General features: G+C 25.0%; 19 protein-coding genes and 1 pseudogene. 15 read left to right on the top strand and 5 right to left on the bottom strand.

What is annotated here, in order from left to right; genetic code table 4:
- Window positions 1–2: 2 nt before the first annotated feature.
- The 11 genes from pheT (at window position 3) to SGLAD_RS03875 (ending at window position 11,402) form a co-directional block, all read left to right on the top strand.
- Window positions 3–2,420 (top strand): phenylalanine--tRNA ligase subunit beta, encoded by a 2,418-nt coding sequence (gene pheT, locus SGLAD_RS03925; protein WP_134297780.1) that lies wholly within the window; start codon window positions 3–5, stop codon window positions 2,418–2,420.
- A complete protein-coding gene (locus SGLAD_RS03920) occupies window positions 2,421–2,924 on the top strand; it encodes a YceD family protein (RefSeq protein WP_134297779.1) in 504 nt (167 codons plus the stop codon). It begins immediately after the preceding gene.
- A gap of 15 nt (window positions 2,925–2,939) precedes the next feature.
- The gene (gene rpmF, locus SGLAD_RS03915; protein ID WP_134297776.1) at window positions 2,940–3,116 is read left to right on the top strand and encodes a 50S ribosomal protein L32; all 177 of its coding nucleotides are present in this window, start codon (window positions 2,940–2,942) and stop codon (window positions 3,114–3,116) included.
- A 98-nt stretch (window positions 3,117–3,214) separates the two neighbouring features.
- The gene (locus tag SGLAD_RS03910; RefSeq protein ID WP_134297773.1) at window positions 3,215–3,520 is read left to right on the top strand and encodes a hypothetical protein; all 306 of its coding nucleotides are present in this window, start codon (window positions 3,215–3,217) and stop codon (window positions 3,518–3,520) included.
- Between the two features lie 136 nt (window positions 3,521–3,656).
- Window positions 3,657–4,088: a division/cell wall cluster transcriptional repressor MraZ gene (gene mraZ / locus SGLAD_RS03905; RefSeq protein WP_134297771.1), complete on the top strand. Its 432-nt coding sequence runs from the start codon at window positions 3,657–3,659 to the stop codon at window positions 4,086–4,088.
- A complete protein-coding gene (gene rsmH / locus SGLAD_RS03900; RefSeq protein ID WP_134297768.1) occupies window positions 4,088–5,032 on the top strand; it encodes a 16S rRNA (cytosine(1402)-N(4))-methyltransferase RsmH in 945 nt (314 codons plus the stop codon). Before mraZ ends, rsmH begins: the two co-directional genes overlap by 1 nt.
- Before the next feature lies 1 nt (window position 5,033).
- Entirely contained in the window at window positions 5,034–6,464 is a 1,431-nt protein-coding gene (locus SGLAD_RS03895) for a cell division protein FtsA (RefSeq protein ID WP_134297766.1), read from the top strand.
- A 21-nt stretch (window positions 6,465–6,485) separates the two neighbouring features.
- Window positions 6,486–7,769, top strand: coding sequence for a cell division protein FtsZ (gene ftsZ / locus SGLAD_RS03890; protein WP_134297764.1), 1,284 nt, complete (start codon window positions 6,486–6,488; stop codon window positions 7,767–7,769).
- A 3-nt stretch (window positions 7,770–7,772) separates the two neighbouring features.
- On the top strand, window positions 7,773–8,174 hold the full coding sequence (gene sepF, locus SGLAD_RS03885; protein WP_134297761.1) for a cell division protein SepF: 402 nt from the start codon (window positions 7,773–7,775) through the stop codon (window positions 8,172–8,174).
- A gap of 123 nt (window positions 8,175–8,297) precedes the next feature.
- The gene (locus SGLAD_RS03880) at window positions 8,298–9,938 is read left to right on the top strand and encodes a PTS transporter subunit EIIB (RefSeq protein ID WP_134297758.1); all 1,641 of its coding nucleotides are present in this window, start codon (window positions 8,298–8,300) and stop codon (window positions 9,936–9,938) included.
- 12 nt (window positions 9,939–9,950) lie between these two features.
- Window positions 9,951–11,402, top strand: coding sequence for a glycoside hydrolase family 32 protein (locus tag SGLAD_RS03875; RefSeq protein ID WP_134297756.1), 1,452 nt, complete (start codon window positions 9,951–9,953; stop codon window positions 11,400–11,402).
- A 466-nt stretch (window positions 11,403–11,868) separates the two neighbouring features.
- Here the strand turns inward: SGLAD_RS03875 and SGLAD_RS05340 are convergent, their stop codons facing one another.
- From SGLAD_RS05340 to SGLAD_RS03865, 3 genes are all read right to left on the bottom strand, one after another.
- Window positions 11,869–12,021: a hypothetical protein gene (locus tag SGLAD_RS05340; RefSeq protein WP_166739173.1), complete on the bottom strand. Its 153-nt coding sequence runs from the start codon at window positions 12,019–12,021 to the stop codon at window positions 11,869–11,871.
- A gap of 303 nt (window positions 12,022–12,324) precedes the next feature.
- Complete coding sequence (locus tag SGLAD_RS03870) at window positions 12,325–12,534, bottom strand: hypothetical protein (RefSeq protein WP_134297755.1); 210 nt, start codon at window positions 12,532–12,534, stop codon at window positions 12,325–12,327.
- Window positions 12,535–12,786: 252 nt separating this feature from the next.
- Complete coding sequence (locus tag SGLAD_RS03865) at window positions 12,787–13,008, bottom strand: hypothetical protein (protein WP_134297753.1); 222 nt, start codon at window positions 13,006–13,008, stop codon at window positions 12,787–12,789.
- Window positions 13,009–13,212: 204 nt separating this feature from the next.
- Between SGLAD_RS03865 and SGLAD_RS03860 the strand changes: the two genes are divergently transcribed.
- The gene (locus SGLAD_RS03860; RefSeq protein WP_134297751.1) at window positions 13,213–14,469 is read left to right on the top strand and encodes a hypothetical protein; all 1,257 of its coding nucleotides are present in this window, start codon (window positions 13,213–13,215) and stop codon (window positions 14,467–14,469) included.
- An 8-nt stretch (window positions 14,470–14,477) separates the two neighbouring features.
- Here SGLAD_RS03860 and SGLAD_RS03855 read toward each other — a convergent pair whose 3' ends face one another.
- Complete coding sequence (locus SGLAD_RS03855) at window positions 14,478–14,954, bottom strand: hypothetical protein (protein ID WP_134297749.1); 477 nt, start codon at window positions 14,952–14,954, stop codon at window positions 14,478–14,480.
- Window positions 14,955–15,065: 111 nt separating this feature from the next.
- A pseudogene (locus tag SGLAD_RS05555) lies at window positions 15,066–16,333 on the bottom strand (transposase family protein).
- A 418-nt stretch (window positions 16,334–16,751) separates the two neighbouring features.
- Between SGLAD_RS05555 and oppB the strand changes: the two are divergent.
- The 3 genes from oppB to SGLAD_RS05490 are packed head-to-tail and all read left to right on the top strand — an operon-like array spanning window position 16,752 to window position 20,923.
- A complete protein-coding gene (gene oppB, locus SGLAD_RS03840) occupies window positions 16,752–17,996 on the top strand; it encodes an oligopeptide ABC transporter permease OppB (protein WP_134297746.1) in 1,245 nt (414 codons plus the stop codon).
- A gap of 16 nt (window positions 17,997–18,012) precedes the next feature.
- Window positions 18,013–18,981 (top strand): oligopeptide ABC transporter permease OppC, encoded by a 969-nt coding sequence (gene oppC / locus SGLAD_RS03835; protein ID WP_134297745.1) that lies wholly within the window; start codon window positions 18,013–18,015, stop codon window positions 18,979–18,981.
- 10 nt (window positions 18,982–18,991) lie between these two features.
- Window positions 18,992–20,923 (top strand): oligopeptide/dipeptide ABC transporter ATP-binding protein, encoded by a 1,932-nt coding sequence (locus SGLAD_RS05490; RefSeq protein WP_166739172.1) that lies wholly within the window; start codon window positions 18,992–18,994, stop codon window positions 20,921–20,923.
- Window positions 20,924–20,926 lie beyond the last annotated feature (3 nt).

Raw genomic sequence — 20,926 nt, 5'->3', positions numbered from 1 at the left:
TTATGAGATTAACAAGAAATTGATTAAAAAATTTTATAGATTTAAAAGATATTAGAAGTGAAGAAATTACCTCAGCATTGAATTCATTAGGATTTGAAGTCGAATTTAAAAGAGTTTATCGTGATTTAAATGATCAATTAACTTTAGGACATGTTGGAAATGTAGCTCCAATTGAAGGTACAAAACTAAATTTTTGTTTTGTTGATAAAGGTGAAGAATTAGTAAGTCCAATTGTTTGTGGGGCAAGTAATGTTGAAGAAGGGCAATATGTTATAGTAGCTAGTCCTGGTAAAAAAATTTCAACAGGTCAAATATTGGAAACAAAAGAAATTAAAGGAAAAACTTCAGAAGGTATGATTTGTTCGTTATCTGAAATTGGACTAGATCAAGATGTACAAACAGATATTGAAAAAGAAGGTATTTATTCAATTCACACTAAAAATGACTTATATTCATTAATTGGTAGTAATGAAGTACTGAATTTAATTGGGTTTAATGATGTTGTTTGAGATGTAGATTTAACTCTAAATAGAAGTGACGCTTTAGGCGCTTTACAATTAGCAAAGGAATTAGCAAATTACTTTAATAAAGACATTAAAGAATATACAAGTAAACTTAAACAAATACCTTCGATTTATCATGTTTCAGTATCTTTAAAACAATCTAATTTAACAGATGAGCTTGTAAAAAGTTGTGCTATGGAATTATTTGATTTAAAAGAAGTTAAAAATCTTAACGATTCATTATTAGAACCTCAAATTTATTCAAATCAAGACATATGATTAAAATTTTGTGGAACTAAATCAACACAAAACTTTTGACTAGATTTAGCTAATGCAATAACTATTGAAACCGGCCAACCAATTTTGTTTTTAGATCCTGAAAAAATAAAAGCACAATTGTACATAGAAAATAATTCAACCGATAAAAAACCTTTCAATTATGAATTGATGTGTGCAGATGAAGTAATTTGTTCATTAGGTTCTCAAATTAATAGTTATTTTTTACCAAGTTCATCCACTAAACAAGTTTTAGTAGTTTATTTAGCTTTAAATCCTATATTAATGAGAAAACATCAAAAATCAAATAACATTAGTAGCGTTTTAATGCAAAGATGAATTAAACCAATAAGTTCTAAACTTTATAATTGCGCTAGTCAAAGAGTGCATTACTGATTTGATCAATATAATCTTTATTCTGCAAATACAAATATTGAAGTTCAAATTGAACCAAAAGATAAACCTATTTCTATAGAAGTTAATTTAGAATATTTAAATGAGTTTTTAGGGTTAGATTTAACTTTTGAAAAAATTAAAAAATTATTTAAAAATTTAGACTTTAAAATTGAAAAAACAGAAAAAAATAGCTTAATTTTTAATGTCGACCCTTTAAGAACTGATATTGTAAATAAAGCAGATATTGCAGAAGAAGTTGCAAGATTATATGGTTATGACAACATAAAACCTCATCAACAAGTTTTAAAAGCTACTTTAAAGGATAAAAACTTAAATAATAAATTAAAAAATCAAGTTGAAAACTACTTAATTGGAATTGGTTTTAACAATATCAAAACTTATTCATTATTAAATAAAGAAGTTGTAAAAAAATGAGATTTATTTAATATAAATGATGAAATAAATTTAATGTCACCATTAAGTAATTTAAGAGAAACTTATCGATTAAGTTTAGCTCAAAGTGCAGTTGAAATCGCAGGTTCAAATTACTCTAAAGGAAATAAGAACTTAAAATTATATGAAATTGCTGATGTTTACAATAAAAATTTAGTTCGTGAAAAGCACTTAGCAATATTAATGAGTGGAAAACCATATTATCAAAAAGCTTATAATCTTGATATTGAAGCAAGTTATGGTCTAATTAAAGGTATAATTGATGAAATTCTAAATCAATATCAAATCAGTATAATGGATTTAGAATTTAAACCAATTAGTTTAAAAAATGATGATATACATCCTTATTTAAACACTGAAATAACTTATAAAAATCAAGTAATTGGGTTTATTTTTAAATTAAGTCCAAGATATGAACAAGCAAATAAACTAGATAATACCTATTTAGCAGAACTTAGCTTGTCAAGAATCGAGAAACTATTTGATAAAAAAAATATTATTAAAGAAATATCAAAATATCAAAAAACTTCTAGAGATTTAACAATGATACTTGGACAAGATTGCTTGTATAACGAAATAATTAAAACTATCACAAAAGATATTAATTATTTAACAAGTTATAAATTGTTAGATATTTATCAAGATGAGGAACTAAAAAATAATTATAAAACAGCAATTAGCGTAGGATTTGAGTTTAATAACAATGAACAACAATTAACAGACAATGATGTTTCATTAGAGTGAAATAAAGTATTAAAAAATATCGAAAAACTTAAAATCGAGGTTAAATAGATGTTAAAAAAAGATATTATACTTAAAAAAAATATTGAACTTGATAACTTTTATAAAAATATCGAATCTAAAAACTTTAATCATGCATTAATTGAAGATATTAACAATATTGGTATTAAAGGTAAAATTAAATATCAAGAATCTTTAAAAGCTATAAATATTAATGCAATAATTACTTGCGATTTAAAGTTAATTGATGCTAGAGATGGTAAAGTTGTGGATATAAAAAAGGAAGAATTTGTTTGAGATGATGAATATTTTTTTGAAAGTGCTATTAATGATCAAGCAAATATTGTTTTTGGAGAATCATTTAACATTTTAGAGTATGCAATAGAACAAATTGTTTTAAATATTCCTATGAATTTCACAATTAATTATGGTAAAATCTCATTTGTCGGTAAAGATTTTACTTTAATATCTGAAGAAGAATACCAACAAGAACAAGAAAACAAAGAAGATCCTAGATGGGATAAATTAAAAGAGTTTAAGTTCAAAAATCAATAAATCGGGGGTGTAAACATGGCTGTACCATTTAGAAAGACCAGTAAAGCTGCAAAGAATAAAAGAAGAAGTCACTTGGCATTAGTGAGCGCATCTCTTATGTCATGCCAAAACTGTGGAGCAACAATAAAACCACATAGAGTTTGTCGTGAATGCGGATATTACAAAAATAAAGAAGTTGTAAAAAAAGATTAATAAAATTAAAACAAGCTAATGCTTGTTTTTTTTATTTTGTTAGTAAAACCGTATTTTTTTCTTTAAATTGTTCGATTTAATAAGTAGGAGAAGAAAAAATGAAAAACTTAGAAGAAATAGAATTAGAAATATTAAACACCTCAATTTGTCTCGCTTTTTATGAAAACAAAATTGACTTAAGCTTAATAACAGATAAGGTTAGTAAATTAGGAGATATTTTAGATAAACTTGACCCATTGGTTTGTTTGAATGTAACAAATTCAATATATTATCACTACACCAATTTTAAAAATCAGTTAATAAAAGTTTTAAAAAAAGATTTAATTGCTTATGATATTCAAAAGTTAGAGCAATCTGTTTATCTAGATTGTATAAATAAACTACAAAGAAAAGTTATACATTAAAACTTAACGTTTTACAAAAAACGTTAAGTTTTTTTATACAATGACATCTATTGTGGGAGAAAAAAGCTATAATCTCTTGAAAATATTAAATTTAGGTATATAATTGTATCTATGTGGGAGAAAGTGGGGGATTATTATGTTGCTTGGGACATTTGAACATAGTTTAGATGATAAAAATAGAATAACAATCCCTTCAAAACTTAGAAACAAACTTGGAGATATCATTTTTGTTTCTAAAGGTGTAGAAAATTGCTTAGAAATTAGAACCCCAGAAAAATTTAATGAGTTACTTTCTGAACTAGGTAAAAGAAGTAGTTTCAATGGAGCTACAAGAACAATCGAAAGATTAATATTATCTAATTCTGATGAATTAACAATTGACTCATCTGGAAGAGTAAAAATACCCACAAATTTATTAGAAAAAATTGGTGTCTCAAAACAAGTTTATATCCTAGGGCTAGGAGATAGAATGGAAATTTGAGATAAAAGCACATATGAAAAGATCTTATCTGAAGTTGATGAAGATCAAATTTATGCTGCTGCAGAGAAATTGGGCGGAGAAAAGTAATGTCAAAAGAACATATATCAGTTTTATTAAATGAATCAATTGATTTATTGCATATAAAACCAAATGGTATATATGTTGACTGCACATTAGGGCGTGCTGGACATAGCTTTGAAATTTTAAAAAAACTTACAACAGGGCATTTATATGCAATTGATCAAGATTTAGAAGCCATCAAAAATAGTGAAGAGAAGCTTAGGGCAGTTTCAAATAACTTTACTATTTTAGAAGGTAATTTTGCATATTTAAAAGCTTTGCTTGCTTTAAAAAAAATTAGTAAAGTTGATGGAATATTATATGATTTAGGTGTTTCTTCACCACAGTTCGACATAGCAGACCGAGGATTTAGTTATCGTTATGATAGTGAACTTGATATGAGAATGGACACTAATAATAATGTTTTAACAGCAAAAACTGTTATTAATACTTATGATTTAAAACAACTAACTTCTATTTTTAGAAATTATGGTGAAGAAAACTTTGCTTTTCAAATTGCAAAAAAAATTATTAGTTTTCGTGAAAATAAACCAATTAATACAACTTTTGAGTTAGTTGATATTATTAAATCAGCTTTACCTCAAAAAATATTAAAGCAAAAAAAACACCCAGCTAAAAAAGTATTTCAAGCTTTAAGAATACATGTAAATGATGAGCTTGAAGTTTTAAAAAAATCTTTAAATCAAGCACTAGAACTGCTTAATGAAAATGGAGTAGTTGTTGTGATTAGCTTTCACTCTTTAGAAGAAAGAATAATTAAAGATATTTTTAAAGCTAAAACTACAGATGAAAAGGATAAATTTTTAGCTAAATTACCAGTACAAGGATTAGTTACTCAAAAAGAGTTTGAACTACTTGTTAAAAAACCAATTAAACCTAGTAATGAAGAGTTAAATTTAAATAGAAGAGCACATAGTGCAAAATTATGAGCAATAAAAAAGGTGGGATAATATGAAAGACGAAGTTTATGCATTTTTAGAAATAACAAAAAAAGATATTCGTTTTGTTGTTGGAAAATATCGTGAACACCTTGGTCTAAAAATTATATTTAAAGAGCGTTTTAAAGGTAATTGATTAGATGATAATGATGTTGTGCTTGATATTAGTAGTGCAAAATTAAAATTAGTAAAAGCTATTAAAAATTATGAAAACACCTTTAATCAAAAAATTATTAATGTTGGAATTATTTATCCTGTTAAAACCTTAAAAATTGCAAATGCATCACCATACAAATTTATCAAAAACGAAAGAAGTATAGTAACTAGTGAAGATATAAAAAGTTTATATATTGATGCAAAATCAATTAATGAAAATGAATTTACAAAAGTTATAAATGTTAGACCTTATGAATTCTTAATTAATAATAAAGAAAGAAGAGCAAATATAAAACCTGGTTTTGTTGCTTCAAGTATTTCTATGATGGCTAAAGTTTATACAATTACAAAAGAAGTTTATGATTCACATGAACAAGTAGTTAGATTTGCTGGAAAAAATATTTTAACAAGATATTTTCAAACATATGTCTTAGCAAAACAATGTATTGATGAAATACATTTTAAAGAGCCAGCAGTTGTTGTTGATTGAAACACAAATAGTTTAGACATTTCTTTTTTTACAAGAGAAACTTTAATAAAAAGGGTTTCAAGACAAGTTGGAATCAATCAAATCATTAGCAACATTGCTCAAAAAATTAATGCTAAAAATAAAGTTGTAGAAATGTATTTATTTAAAATGCTTAATTTTGGATCTAATAAAAGTGATGGTGAAATAATTTATCGAAAATATGTAAATACTGAGAAAAAAACAATTGAGATCAATGCAAAATTATTAAAGCAATTAATTTTAGAAGAAATATTTTACATTATTGATTTAGTTGATTTAGATATTAATAAAGAGTTTTCAAAAGTGGAAAAAGATTTTAAAATTTATTTTAATGGAAAAATAACTGAACTTTCTGGAATTGAAAAAATAATTACAAGAAGTAAGTTTAAAAATAAAGTATTTATTTATTATTCTTTAGTAACTGGTGCAAATCAAATTTGATCTACATCTTTATGTGGCGCTATAAAAACTTGTCATTATGCAAATAAAGTTTCTAAAATATTTAAAACAAGTCTTGTAGAAATAGATAAAAATCAATACAATTTAAATAGACAAGATTTAAACAATAAAAATAGTTTAAACAATCAAGTACCAACAAACCAAAGTTTATTAAATCCAATTTTAAATCAAAGATTTAATCAACCAATAATAAACAATCAAAGATACGTTGCTAATCCAATTTATCAAAATCAAAACGGTTTAAATAATCAACAAAATCATCAAAATATTAATAATTTAACAAATCAAAATGGTATTATAAAAAAGCAAACAAGTAGATAAAGAATTTAAGGAGGAAGTTGTATGTCAAGTAATTTTGTAAAAGATGCTGCAAACATTAAGGTGATTGGTGTTGGTGGTGGTGGATGTAACGCTGTTAATAGAATGATAGAAGATAATGTTCAAGGTGTTGAGTTTATTGTCGCAAACACAGATGCACAAGTTTTAACTGCAAGTAGTGCAGAAAACAAAATAATTTTAGGAGCTAATATTTCAAAAGGTCTTGGGGCTGGAGCCAACCCTGAGGTTGGAAAAAAAGCTGCAATAGAATCAGAAAATGAAATTAAAGAAGCTTTAAAAGATGCAGACTTAATTTTTGTTGCTTCTGGAATGGGTGGAGGAACTGGAACTGGTGCTGCACCTGAAATAGCAAGAATGGCTATGGAAACTGGAGCTCTTGTTATTGCAATTGTGACTAAACCATTTAGATTTGAAGGAAAAATGAGAAATAGCTATGCAATCCAAGGTATAAGCGAATTAAAAAAATATGTAGATTCAGTAATAGTTATTTCTAATGATCGTTTATTAGATATTATTGGAGGAATTCCTGTTAAAGATTCTTTCAGAGAAGCCGATAACATTCTGAAACAAGGTGTTCAAACAATTACTGATTTAATTGCGGTTCCTGCAATAATTAACTTGGACTTTGCTGATGTAAGAACAATTATGAAAGGTAAAGGTAATGCTTTATTCGGAATAGGAATTGGTTCTGGTCCTGATAAAGCTATTGAAGCTGCTAATAAGGCTATTACTAGTGCGTTGCTTGAAACTTCAATAAGAGGGGCAAAAGATGCAATTGTTAACGTAACTGGTGGAACTGGATTATCTTTAAATGATGCAGAAGATGCAGCAGATATTATTAAGCAAGCTAGTGGACAAGACATTAACTTAATCTTTGGTATTGCTATTAATGAACACTTAAATGATGAATTGATTGTTACAGTTATTGCGACTGGTTTTGACACAGATTATGTAGCTCCAAATATTGAAGTTGATGGTTCTAAGCAATCGAGTGAACAAAAAGTTAAAGAAAGTAATTTAGAAGTAAATAAAATTAATGAAAATTATATTCAACCCGCTCATGAAAGAAGATCTAATTTTTTAAATCAAGATCAAGAAAGAAAATCAAGTTATGTTCAACAACAATCTAACATAGCAGATGAAGAATTAAAAAATGTTGGTCAAAGAATGGATAATTTAAAAAATGCTAGTGAATTTGATCAAAACCCAAAAATAGCAAGAAAAATTGAAGACACAGTCGATGATGAAGACGGTGATTTTCCACCGTTCCTAAGAAAGAAATGATAGAAAATGGCCATTTTTAAAAAGAAATTTCAAGAAGTAATTGTTGATAGCAAAAAAGTTCAAGAAATTCAAAATTTAAAACAGCAAGTTCCTCAACAAAACCAAAACTCTCAACAATATAGAGATATAGTCAACGAAAAAGCTCAGCCTTTAGAACTTGAAAAAAATAGAGATAATACTGAATTTGATGAAGCACATGTAAATCATTTTAAGCCAGAATCTTACAAAGATACTAAAGCAATAGTTGATTGTTTGATTAGATTTAAAAGAGTGACTGTTAATTTAACAATAATTCAAAAAGAAGAAAAAAAACGTCTGATAGATTTCTTAACAGGTGTAATGTACGCTCTGGATGGTGACTATAAAAAAGTAGATGACGGTGTATATCAATTTTGAATAAGCAACTAATGCTTATTTTTTTATTTTTTTTATTTTTCGAATTAAAAAAGTGGTTTAATTATTAAAATAGAAATTTTTTCTAAAAAAAAATTATTTTGGAAAAATAATTAATCTATTTAAGAAAGGAATAAAATGAAGATTTTTGCTAAAAATAAGGATATTGATCCTAATGTAAAATTAATTACAGAAATATTAGGTAGAGCAGAAAACATCGAAAATGTTAGTCATTGTTCTACTAGGATAAGAGTTAAATTAAAAGATGTTAGTAAATTGGAGCTTGATAAATTAAAAGAAAACGAGCTTGTTAGTGGTGTTGTTTTAAAAGATAATTTAGTTCAATTTATTGTAAAACAAAAAATTGAAGATTTTAATAAAGATTTTTTAGAAACATTAGGAGTTTCTTTAAAGAATGTTCCTAATTTATTTGATGTAAATTTAACTATAAAAAAAGGTTTTTTCAAATCATTAACTGATGGAATTGGGGTACTTGTAAAACCAATCATCCCATTTTTAATAACATTATCAATTGTTTCTACTATACAAAATATTTTTAATGGAATAAAAGTTGATGATAAAGCATTAAAAGATTTAAGTGATATTACAAATACAATTGGAAAAATGTTTTTATCTTTACAAAATGCTTTACAACTTGCTTTTAGTGTTTTAATACCTTGATCAATATTTAAATTAATGAGAGGAAGTCAAGCAATCGGTATAGCCATTGGAGTTGCTTTATGTTTTAAAGATTTAGCAAGTACAAATGACTTTATGGGTTCAGGAAAAGGATTATTTGACTGAGGTTCAGATGGTACTTGAGAAGGTGAAGGAGTAAAAAGTTGAAGCTTCTCTAATTTATCAAGCGGTTATCCTTGAAAAATATCTTATCAAGGTCAAATTCTTCCTTTGGTTTTAATTGGATTTATGGCAGTTTATTTAGAAAGATTGGTAAGAAAAATCAAATACGGTGTTGTAAAAGAGTTGTTTGGTTTACCATTTGTAACTATTGCAGCATTCTTTGTAGGAATGTTATTGTTAGCGCCAATTGGAATGTTAATAACTTATGGAATGAATATCGCACTTTTATGGGCAACAACCCATGAAATAGCTAAGTTTATTTTTAATCCATTATTTGCTATAACTTTACCATGATTAGTTGTAACTGGATTTATTCAAATATTTGTTGTTGTTGCTTTACAACAATTTATGACATATGGAGCAACTTCAATTAATCCTATGTTTACACAATTAAATATTGCAGTTGCAACAAGTGTTCTTGCTTTTGCAATTATGAACAAAAAAAATAAAGAACTACAAAAAACAGCAGTTCCTTCTTATTTAATAGCATTTGTTGGAGGTTCTACTGAACCTGCATTATTTGGAGTAGCATTAAGATTTTTATTCCCGGTTATTGCAACAAGTATTGGAACAACTGTTGGAGTAATTATCACAACAGCTTCAGGAGTTCTTACAACAATGGGGCCATGTTCATTATTAGTATTTTTAAGTGTTATTACTAACGCGTCAGACCCTTTGTATAAAGACTTTGGAATAACAACTTGACCTGGAACTGGATTCTTATGAATGGCAGTTGCAATAATTGCAACATTTGCAACAACGTTTGCGGCAACTATTTTATTATCTAGAGTGAAATATTTCAAAAACTTAACTAAATCAGTATTAGAAAGAGATTTTTCACCAATTCCTGGAGCAGAGAATTTAATAAATGAAAAACAAAAAAAAGAAAAACCAAAAAAAGTGAAAGAAAGTAATTAAAGAGGTGTTATTATGAAAAGAATAGAAGAAATTAAATGAAAAAAACATGATCAAATTGATCAAAAATATTATGACCAAGCAAACAAATTAGTAGAAGAAGATGTTTATTTCAGACCTACTTATCACATTGCCCCACCAAATGGGTTATTAAATGACCCAAATGCATTATTATTTAAAGATGGAGTTCATCACATTCATTATCAATGAACTCCAATTGAACCATTTCATGGTTTTAAACACTGAAGATATTTAACAACAAAAGATTTTATAACTTATCAAGACCATGGAGTTTCAGTTACTCCTGATCATGAAAAAGAAGAATATGGAGCATTTTCAGGAAGTGCATATGACTTTGGAGATCAAGTAAAAATTTATTACACTGGTAATATGGAAGATGGAAAAGGAAATATGTCGGAAGAACTTCAATTAGTAGCTGATTTTGTTGATGGAAAAGTAATTAACAAAAAAGTAGCTGTTGAATGAGACGAAACAAAATTTACTCCTCATGCAAGAGATCCAAAAATATTTGAACACAATCATCGTAAATATATGATTTTTGGAGTTCAATGTAAAGAAGATGAACTTGGTGGTTTAGCAGTTTATGAAATGCATGATTTTGATAAGTTTGAATTTAAAACAATTTTAAGACCAAGTATCAAAGGAAACACATATGGATATATGTGAGAATGTCCTAACTTAGATAAACTTGATGGAAAATATTTATTCTTCATTTCTGCAGAAGGTTATTTTAATGACAGTAATAAATATGAATTAAACAATTCAAGAAATGTTGTTTATACTTTACTTGATAAAATTGATTTTGACTCAAATGAATTGCATGAAAAATTTCCATTAATGCAAATGGACTATGGATATGACTATTACGCTCCTCAAACTTATTGAAAAGATAATTCATTATTATGTTATGGATGATTTGGTTGTGTTGATGTTCAATATCCAACTGATCGTTATTCATGACATTCAATGTTAACAATTCCAAGAGAACTAGGATTTGATGGAGAACAATTGACTCAAAAACCATTTAGTGACTTTTGTGATCAAGTATTAACTAACACTGTAACTAAAAAAACTAGTTTAATTCAAGTTTCAAAGGCAAAACATTTAAAATTTGAATTAGTTGGTAATACAAGTTTTAAAATATTAAATGATAATAATGAATATTTAGAGGTTCAATTTAATGAAGAAGAAATTATGATGGATAGAACTAATCAAGGTGAAAAAGTTGATTGAGATTATGAAACACCAAGATATGCTGTACGTAAAGTAAAACAAAAATCTCAAGTTGTAGAAATTTTTATTGATTCTTCATCAATAGAATTGTTTGCAGATGATTATAAAACTGTATTTAGCTCAAGATTCTTTGTGAAAAACTTTAATAGAATTGAATTTTCAAATGAACAAGAATTTGAAATTTCAGATATAAGACCAATGCTTGTAAAATAAAATGTGTGAATATTTAATAAAACATTAAATGGTAAATATACTTTTTCAAGTATACAAAATGTTTTTTTATAAGAATACTTCAAAATTATTTGAAGTATTTTTTTATGTGGAATAAAACCGATATAAACATATGCCGGAGGTCCATTATGTTTAATCATTATTCTTGTATAGTTATAAAACTCTACATAATTATTTATTACCTTTTTTAGATTGATAAAACTATTTTGTTTTAATTTAGTTTTTCATTCTTCCTTTAATGAAGAGAAAAAAGTTTCACACATTGCATTATCAATAGAGTTACCAGGTCTAGATAATGATATTATCATGTTATTTTTTTAGCATATCGTCTTGCAAATATCTATGTATACTGTATTCTATTATCAGAATGAAAAATAAGTTTTTTAGATATATCTTTTCTATGTAGCGAAGCTCTCTCTAGTGATTTTTCATAAATATCTATATCGTTTTACAAAGATACTTTATGACCAACTATAAAGCCAGTATTTGCATCTTTTATAACACTTAAATATGCAAAAATTTTTGTCAAACGGTATATATGTAACTCATAACTCATTTTTTTAATACAAAGATCAATTTCTGTTAACTTGATTGTAGCCATATGTTATATTTTTAACTTCTTTTGGTTTTCTGTACATTTTCATAATTCTAAGTATTTTGGTTTAATTACCATAATGCCTTTATTATTAAAAATTATTTTTATTATTGGCGCTCAATAAATTCCATTTTTTTCATAAAAATATCTTTTATTTTATAAACTAAATTCATATCTAATTTTAAGTCATATTCTGGCTTATTTTTTTAAATTAGCTATAATAACTAGCTCTAGTTATATTTAATAATTTACATAAAGCAAAAATTGAATATTTATTTTTATATTTATCTATTGTTTTATAATAATTATTTATTTTTTTTCTGAGTTTTCGATTAGTTCATTTAATTTTTTTAAAAACTCATTTTCCATTTCTAATCATTTTAGTTTTTTGTTTATTTCAGTGATTTTCTTATCCTTTGAATCTTTTAAATTAGTTCTAATTTTTTCATTATGTTTGTTATGTTTTCCATTTTTCAAAATAAGTGATTTATCACTATAAACTTTTCAATTTAAATACATTCTTCTAACTGTTGAATATGATATATTGTAAGTTTTTGGTAAATCTCTAAAAGATAAATTTTGAAAAAGTACTTATTTATTAATTCTTTCTTTTAGTATTAAAATCTAGAATATTTGACTTATTTTCTTTTAAACTTGCCATATAAAAAATTCTCCTTGTATAATTTTATGTTTTTTTTAACATAATGTATACTTAGAGAATTATATTTATTTAAAATTAAATTTTTTGTTTTTTTATTCAATTTTAAAAAATTAATCAGTCTTATTTTCTTGTAATAACAACAAAATACCTGATATTATTCCTACTAAAGGCATAAATAATATGTGACATATTCCTAATGCAATATGTTCTTTTCCATCATTAATAGTATTTTTAGTTATGATTGTCATCGGAATTGTTCATGCTAAAGGTATTATAAAAATACTAAAAATAACCGTTGCAATTATTGAAAGTGTATAAGAAGCTTCTCTCATATTTTATTCCTCCAAAATTAATTTTATCATATCATTTTATAATAACTCTAATAAAATGTGAGCAAGTTAATATTAGTATTAATACTATTATTTTAAAAAATTTTTTTAAAAATATTAAAAAATTTGATTTACCTTTATATATAATAAAATTTTTACATTATTATGTGTTTTTATTTATAATAATAATTAGCAAAGGAATAATTTATGAAAAAAATAATTTATGAAATAGTTTTTATAACATTGATGACTTTTTTGTATTACATCTACAGTGCTTGAATTGATAATAGTAAAAATACAAATAGTACAGTCTATGAAATTTTTTCTCCTTTTAAATTAATTATTTTAGGATCAATTTTTACAATTGTTTATGGAGCTGTAAAAACAATCTTGTTTTATAATATTAAAAACTTATCAGATTATAAAAAAAATCTAAGAAATAATATTTTATTTGAATTTGAAAGTGTTTTAGATTATATTAATAATTTAAAAAATAGTATTGAAGAAAAAGATTTGAACAAAATCAAATATTTTGTTAAATATTATGCAAATATAAAATATCGACCGGTTTATTTAAACTTATTGTTAGACGAATTAACTAGTCGTTTATTATCAGAACATGATTATAGCGATTTAATTCAATCATGTAATTTAATAAGTGAAAGTATTAGAACAATTTATAACAAAGAAAAAGATCGTTTAGGTTATAAAAAAAGTGAAAACTTATTTGAGCTTAGAAGAGTAAATGAATATTACAACAAAAATAGCTGAATAGTTATAAGTTTTTATATGACTTTATTTAATCGTGATACTCATTGTGAAGAATATGTTGTTAACAAATGAAAAGTTACAAGTTTATATGTAATGAGATTTTCATATTTTTTATATCCAGCATTTTTTTTATCATTATTTTTATTTGCAGCAATTGGATTTGGACTATATAGTTTAAACGTTACTTTAAACCGATATTTTTATGCGTCATTTTCTTTAAGTGTATTTTTTATATCGTCATTATTTTATATAATTAACTTAATTTATAATTCAAAAAAACATCACATTAAAATATTTTGACCACAATTGATTACTTATTTTGCTTTTATCTTCATAATTTTTTTAGACATGTTTTTAAATGTAATTTTTTCACCAATTATGAAAAGCTCAAACGATTGATACGAGTCTGATTTAATAACATTTTTGTGTTATTTGGTTTATATAATTTTATCTGCCATGTTATTGAGTTATATTTTTTCAAGTATATTAGAATTATTCGAACATAGAACATTCAATATTTTAAATTTAATATTTAATATTATTATTCCAGTAATTTTATTTGTTGTTTCATTTACTTTGAATTATTTTTCAATAACTAACACAGAATCAAACCAAACATATTTAATTAACTTTTCAGTAATTTTTGTATACTGAATATTGTCTGTTTTTTCAAGTAAGTTTATAAATAAATAAAATTTAATTTATGCATTTCAAACTATTAACATAACTACGCAAGTTATAAGCATTAAAATTGAAAATAAAAAAATAATTTTTGCTATTCTTCTATTATGTCCTTCTTCAGGAGTTACTGTTGAATCATATCTTCTTCTAGCATCATTAAAGTACCTTGCAGTATTTCTATTTCTAATATAACCCATTATTAATCATATAAAAAACCCCATTAAAGATATTGCTGTGCAAATATATTCTGTTTTAACAATATCTTTAAAAGCATATATTCCAATTAAAAAACTAATTCCAAGTACTATTAAATAAGCGAAAAACAATGTTAAATAGTCATATCAGCGAAGTTTTTTTGCATCTAAGTATTCAATTTCTCTTTCTATTCCACCACTTTTAATTTCATTAATAGCGTCATTTACTTGATCATTGAAACTTTCTTTTCTTTTTTTACTAAGATCTTTTAGCTGTTGTCTTACTCCATTTTTTTTGCTCATAATTACCTCTCATTAATTATAAATTATTTACTTACTTTTATTTAAGAATACAATAAAAAACTTTAAAAAAGTATGTTGATTGTAAGCGATTATGTCACAAAAAACAATATATTAATATATGCTTCTTGTATTTATTCTTTTCTTATTAAAGAAGTATCAATTACTATATTTTCATGGACTTTCGATTTTTGATGGTTTAATAGACTCTAGTTTTTCTTTTTTAATTGTATATTTATTACCGTGAAGTCTATTGTCATCTATTTCTATTAAATTATATACATCATTACCAATTGAAGTATAATATTTATTATCTTGAGTTTTCATAATCATAATTTTTGTTTTTGGATTTAAATACAGCGGTCATATCCTAAACAAACAAACCATTTTTTATTATCATAATCAATACTTGAACCTTTATTCACAATCCTTGTGGTTTTGTATGAAATACAATATTTGGATTTTCTGTGAATTTTCTTACAACCGATTTACAATTATTATTAGGAGTTGAATATTTTTATTATATTCTTTGATCAATGTAGGTAAATAAGCTTTCAACTCTTCAATTGTTTTAATATTTTTAATTCGAATTCTTTGAGGACATCTTCTTTGAAGGGTACCAAGAGTTCTCTCAACCAAAACTTTTTCTTGTGGTATAGAGGTAGTTTTTGTTGATACTTTTAAAGAATGAAAAATAAATTGCAATTAAGAACGAGACTCTGAATACCTTTCAGAGTCTCTATTTATTTTAGAGCTAAATACATTTCGATTATTAATTACAATGTGTAAATGACTTTTTACTCCTTTAATTCACTCGTGATTTGAAGTTCTGCTTCAAAAATTGCTCCAAAGTTTGTTTCTCTTTTTTGGGTTGGGTGAGGGTGTTTTAATAATGGAATTTTATTTTTAATTATAACTAATGATTCTAAATCATTTTTTAAACGCTTTGTTCTTAATCTAATTTCTTTTTTAGTTTTTCTATGCATACTAAAAACTAACTCATTATTTTCTTTCGTTATATTTCTTAATGAAGAATAGCTTATTTTATCTTTTCAACAATTTTCTCAATAATCTAACATGCTAAAATCATAATATTTTAATTTATAAAGACTAATTATTTTTTCTTTATTATCATGATCTATTTTATTTTTTGGCGTTTTCCCAGTGTTTTTATGAATAAATGCTTTTGGTCAAATTTTTTTGTACTCTTTTAATTTTCTATATGTGTATCTTTTTGATCAACCAAGTGTTTCTGCACTTGTGTTTATATCATGTAATTTATTAGATAAACCTTTTATAACCACTAATTTAATTTGTTTCATTATAATGACTTCAAGTATATTTTGCTTGTGACATAATTGCTTGTTAATTGTTTGTGACATAATCGCTTGTTATTCATATAAATACAATAAAAAAACTTTAAAAAAGTATTAAATTAACAATTTTTTTTGTTAAAATAATAATGTTGTGGAGGAATTATAATGTTTTTAAGTACAAAAACCAAACCTTTTATGGAAAATAATGTTAAACACATTAATATTTTGTTTTGCATAAATTCTTTTCTTAATAAACATTTATAAATAGGACAGTTATTTTTTATTAGATTTAATAAAATAAAACTCCTACTTGTGATGTTCATAAGTAGGAGTTTTATTTGTTTAAATACCATCATAACTAAAAGTTTAAACTTATTAATTAAATTACAATTATTTAAATTTGAATTAAGTTTATTCAATTAAAAGATAAAATTATATTGTAATTTTAAAAGATACTAAAAAATCAAATTAGAAAGAAAAAATTATGAAAAAAGACGTTTTTAAATTAAATGAAGAAACTAATCTAGAAATTAAAAACATAAATAATCTAGATGAAATGATTGAAAATATTGAAAGTAAATTAAATAATTCTGATAGTAAATCAGCGTTTTTTGAAAAGATAAAATACTCATTTCAAAAATTCAGAAATATTAACAGGGAATTTTTTAAAAAAACTCCCTTGCTTACTTATTCGATAAAAAGAATAGCATATTCATTTTTAACTTTATACTTAGCCTTAGCAGTAGTTTATGTGTTAATGGTATCAACTCTTAAAGACTCTGCTATTATGAACGATTTTAACTATTCAAAACCACCAATACCTTTGGATGGCCCAGAGTGAGATGAATGAGTTAAAAATCAAAAAATAGCTTTAGGAATATATGGATCTATGATTAAACAGATACTATATTTTTGAAGAAATATTACATTTTTCATACCTAAAGACATAACAGTACCTCTTAAGGTAAGTCACATGGGAATTGTTTGAGATGAACCCGTTAGAAAATGATTTTGATTAGGTTTAATTATGAATAAATCTAATGGAATAATTAACTATCCTGTTATGGATTCTTTTAAAGAAGCTATACCAATTTCATTTACTATTGGATTCTCAGCAGTTTTAATTTCTTATGTGTTAGGAGTACCGCTTGGTATTATTGCTTCTAAAAATAAAGAAAAACCTGTAGACAATGTAATAACATGATTGTTTTTAATCTTAATATCTACACCAGCAACAATATTAATATCAATATTCTGATTGATATCTTTAAAATATTTAGGTTCTGGTGGTATATGAGGTGAAAGTGAAGTTACTAATCTAATGGCTATTTTCGGAGTAGTTTTATTAATTATTCCTTCAATTGTTATTGAAACAAGAAGATATGTAATTGATGAAATGACCTCTGATTATACAAAATTTGCAGTTTCAAAAGGTCTTAGTTCGGCTTATATATTCTATGTACATATCTTTAGAAATGCTGGAATCCGTATTGTTAGACTAGTTCCAGCGGCATTAATATTATCATTATTCGGATCAAGTATTCTTGTAGAAAGATTTTGAGCTGCGCCTGGAATGAGTAAATTTATATTAAATGGTGTGAGCTCAAGTGATATATTTGTTGTTTTGGGTTATATAACTTTATCAGCTGGAGTTGGAGTATTTTCTTCATTGCTTGGAGATATTTTATTGGTTGTTTTAGACCCAAGAGTGAAATTAACTAAAAAATAATTAGTAAAGGAGTATTATGAAATTTAAATATATTAAACAAAATTTTAATAAAAATAATGTTGATGCCTCTTTATTTGTTTTTTCAAAAGATGAAGACAATAAAAGAGTTGAATCTATTGAAACAAAACCATATAGTTATTGAAAATCTGTTATGAAAAGAGTTTTCAGTAGTAAAGTCTTTTTACTTACATTATTGGTTTTAATTATATTCATTATAATGGCTATCACAATCGCTAGAGGTGAATCTCCAGTTCCTTTGGATAGACCAGATAAGTTACCTGCAAAACCAAATTCTGAACACTGATTCGGGCTTGGTTTAAGAGGAGAAGATCTTTGAAATAAAATGTGAATTGGCTCACGTTCTACATTGGTATTTACAGTAATAATTTCTATTGTACAAATTTCAGTAGGTATAATCATAGGATTAATTTGAGGTTATTACTCAAGATTAGATTTATTTTTTATTGAGTTTGTAAGATTTCTTTCATTAATTCCATCTTTAATACTTTGATTGCTAGTAATATTCTTGTTTGGCGGTGAAGCTAAAATAGGTATTTTAATCGGCGCAATATCAATAACAAGTTGAATAGGAATAGCATCTGTTATTAGAGTTCAAACAATTCTTGTTAGAAATGCTGAATACAATGTAGCATCAAAAATTTTAGGTACAAAAGGATTTAGAATAATGCTAAAAAACATTCTTCCTAAAATATTACCAATAGTAATTCAAACAGCTTCTTTTGCTGTTCCTAATGCCATTGCTTTAGATTCATTATTAGCTTATTACAACTTTGGTTTTGTAACTAATAGTATTACAGAAGCTTCACTTGGATCAATTTTAAATGAAGTTATTGCAGATACTGCATGACAAGTTTATCCACACTTAATAATAATTCCAATATCATTTATTGGGGGAATATCATTATTATTTTTCATAACTGGGAAAATATTTGCTGATTCACTAGATCCAAAGTTACATAGATAGGAATAAAATTATGAATAAAAAAATATTAGCTTTAAACAATATTGAGGTTAAATTTCAAGTTAGACAAAAATTTTTAACAGCAATTAGAAATGTATCTTTAGATATTTATGATCAAGAAATATTAGCTATTGTTGGTGAATCAGGTAGTGGAAAATCAGTTGTTACAAAAACATTTACAGGAATGTTAGAAAGTAATGGATTTATAAGTGAAGGATCTATTATTTATTACCCAAGTGATCTTAATAAAGAAAATAACTATTTCAAAGAACAAGTTGACTTAGTATCTTTGCAAAAAGATATTGCAGATAAGTACACCATTAAATCAATTGTAAAAAATACTAAAAATGAAATTAATCAAGTTAAAAAACAAATCAAAAAATTGAGTTCTTTAAATATTGACAATATTAATGATCAAATATTAAAATTAGAAAATAAAATTGAAGGATTAAAAAACAAAAATGACGAATTTAGTTCTAATAATTCAACTAATATTAAGATTTCTTTTTTAAACTCAAAGCTAAAAAGTTATAAAAATGAAAAAAAATGTGCAACAGATGTTAAATACTGAAACGAAGTAAATGATAAATATGAGGAAAAAATATTTAATTTAGAAGTAAATAAAAGAAAAATAAGAGGACTTAATCTGATTGATAAAATTCTTATTGGTGATACTATTAATTTCTTTAAAAGAATTGTATCTTCAGTTGACGCAAAAAAAATATCTAATAATAAATTCCATAAAGTTTTAATGTTATCTTATAAAATTAATTTAATTGGTAATTTAATAAAGAAAAGTAATAATGATCATTTTATTAATAGAAATAAATTATATTTAGAGAGCGCAATGCCTGATTTTTATGAACAATTATTTTTAAAAGATATTTCAAAAGAATATTGATTTGATTTATTAAATAAGCTTTTAGAAGAATATAACAATCTTAAAGACGCATCTACAAATGAATTGTTTAATAAAAAAATATATAACTTTTTAGACATTTTTAACTCTAATTACTATAATTTTGAAATTGAAATTATGATTGAAAAGTTTATTATAAATTTAATGACTAAGTCTGTTATAGATAAAGAAGAGTTTAATCAGATTATTAGTAGATACAAAGATATAAAAGGATTAAAAATAATTAATAAATTAAAAGCAATAAAATCTTTAAGAAATCTTAGAGGAAAAACAATCTCAACTATTTTTCAAGATCCAATGACTTCTTTAAACCCTCTATTATCAGTAGGATTTCAAATATCTGAAGTTTTAAGAAAAAAACTAAAATTTTCAAAGAAGAAAGCTAAAGAAGAAGCTATTAAATTATTGGAAAAAGTTGGAATAAAAGATGCAAAAAAAAGATATAAAAATATTCCAGGACAATACTCTGGAGGAATGAGACAACGTGTTGTTATAGCAATAGCTTTAGCTTCACAACCAAAAATTTTAATTTGCGACGAACCAACGACCGCATTAGATGTAACGATTCAAGCGCAAATATTAGATTTAATAAAAGAATTACAAAGAGAATATAAATTTACTGTTGTATTTATTACTCACGATTTAGGAGTTGTTGCTAAATTGGCAGATAGAGTTGCTGTAATGTATGCAGGACAAATTATTGAATATGGCCTAACAGATGAAATATTTCATGATCCAAAGCATCCTTATACGTGATCACTTTTATCGGCATTGCCACAATTAGGAGAAAAAGGTAAAGAACTTTTTTCTATAAAAGGAGCACCACCCTCATTATTTAAAAAAATTGAAGGAGATGCGTTCTCATTAAGAAGTGAGTATTCGCTAGAAGTTGATAAAATTTATGAACCTCCAATGTTTAAGGTTAGTGAAACACACTATGCAAAAACTTGATTATTAGATCAAAGAGCTCCAAAAACTAATAAACCTGAAATGTTAAAAGATTTAAGAAGTAAAATAGAAGATTAATAG

Source organism: Spiroplasma gladiatoris (assembly GCF_004379335.1).
GTDB classification, from domain to species: Bacteria; Bacillota_I; Bacilli_A; order Mycoplasmatales; family Mycoplasmataceae; genus Spiroplasma_A; species Spiroplasma_A gladiatoris.
The sequence above is the reverse complement of the archived record's forward strand: the minus strand, read 5'-3'. Positions and strand labels throughout refer to the sequence as shown.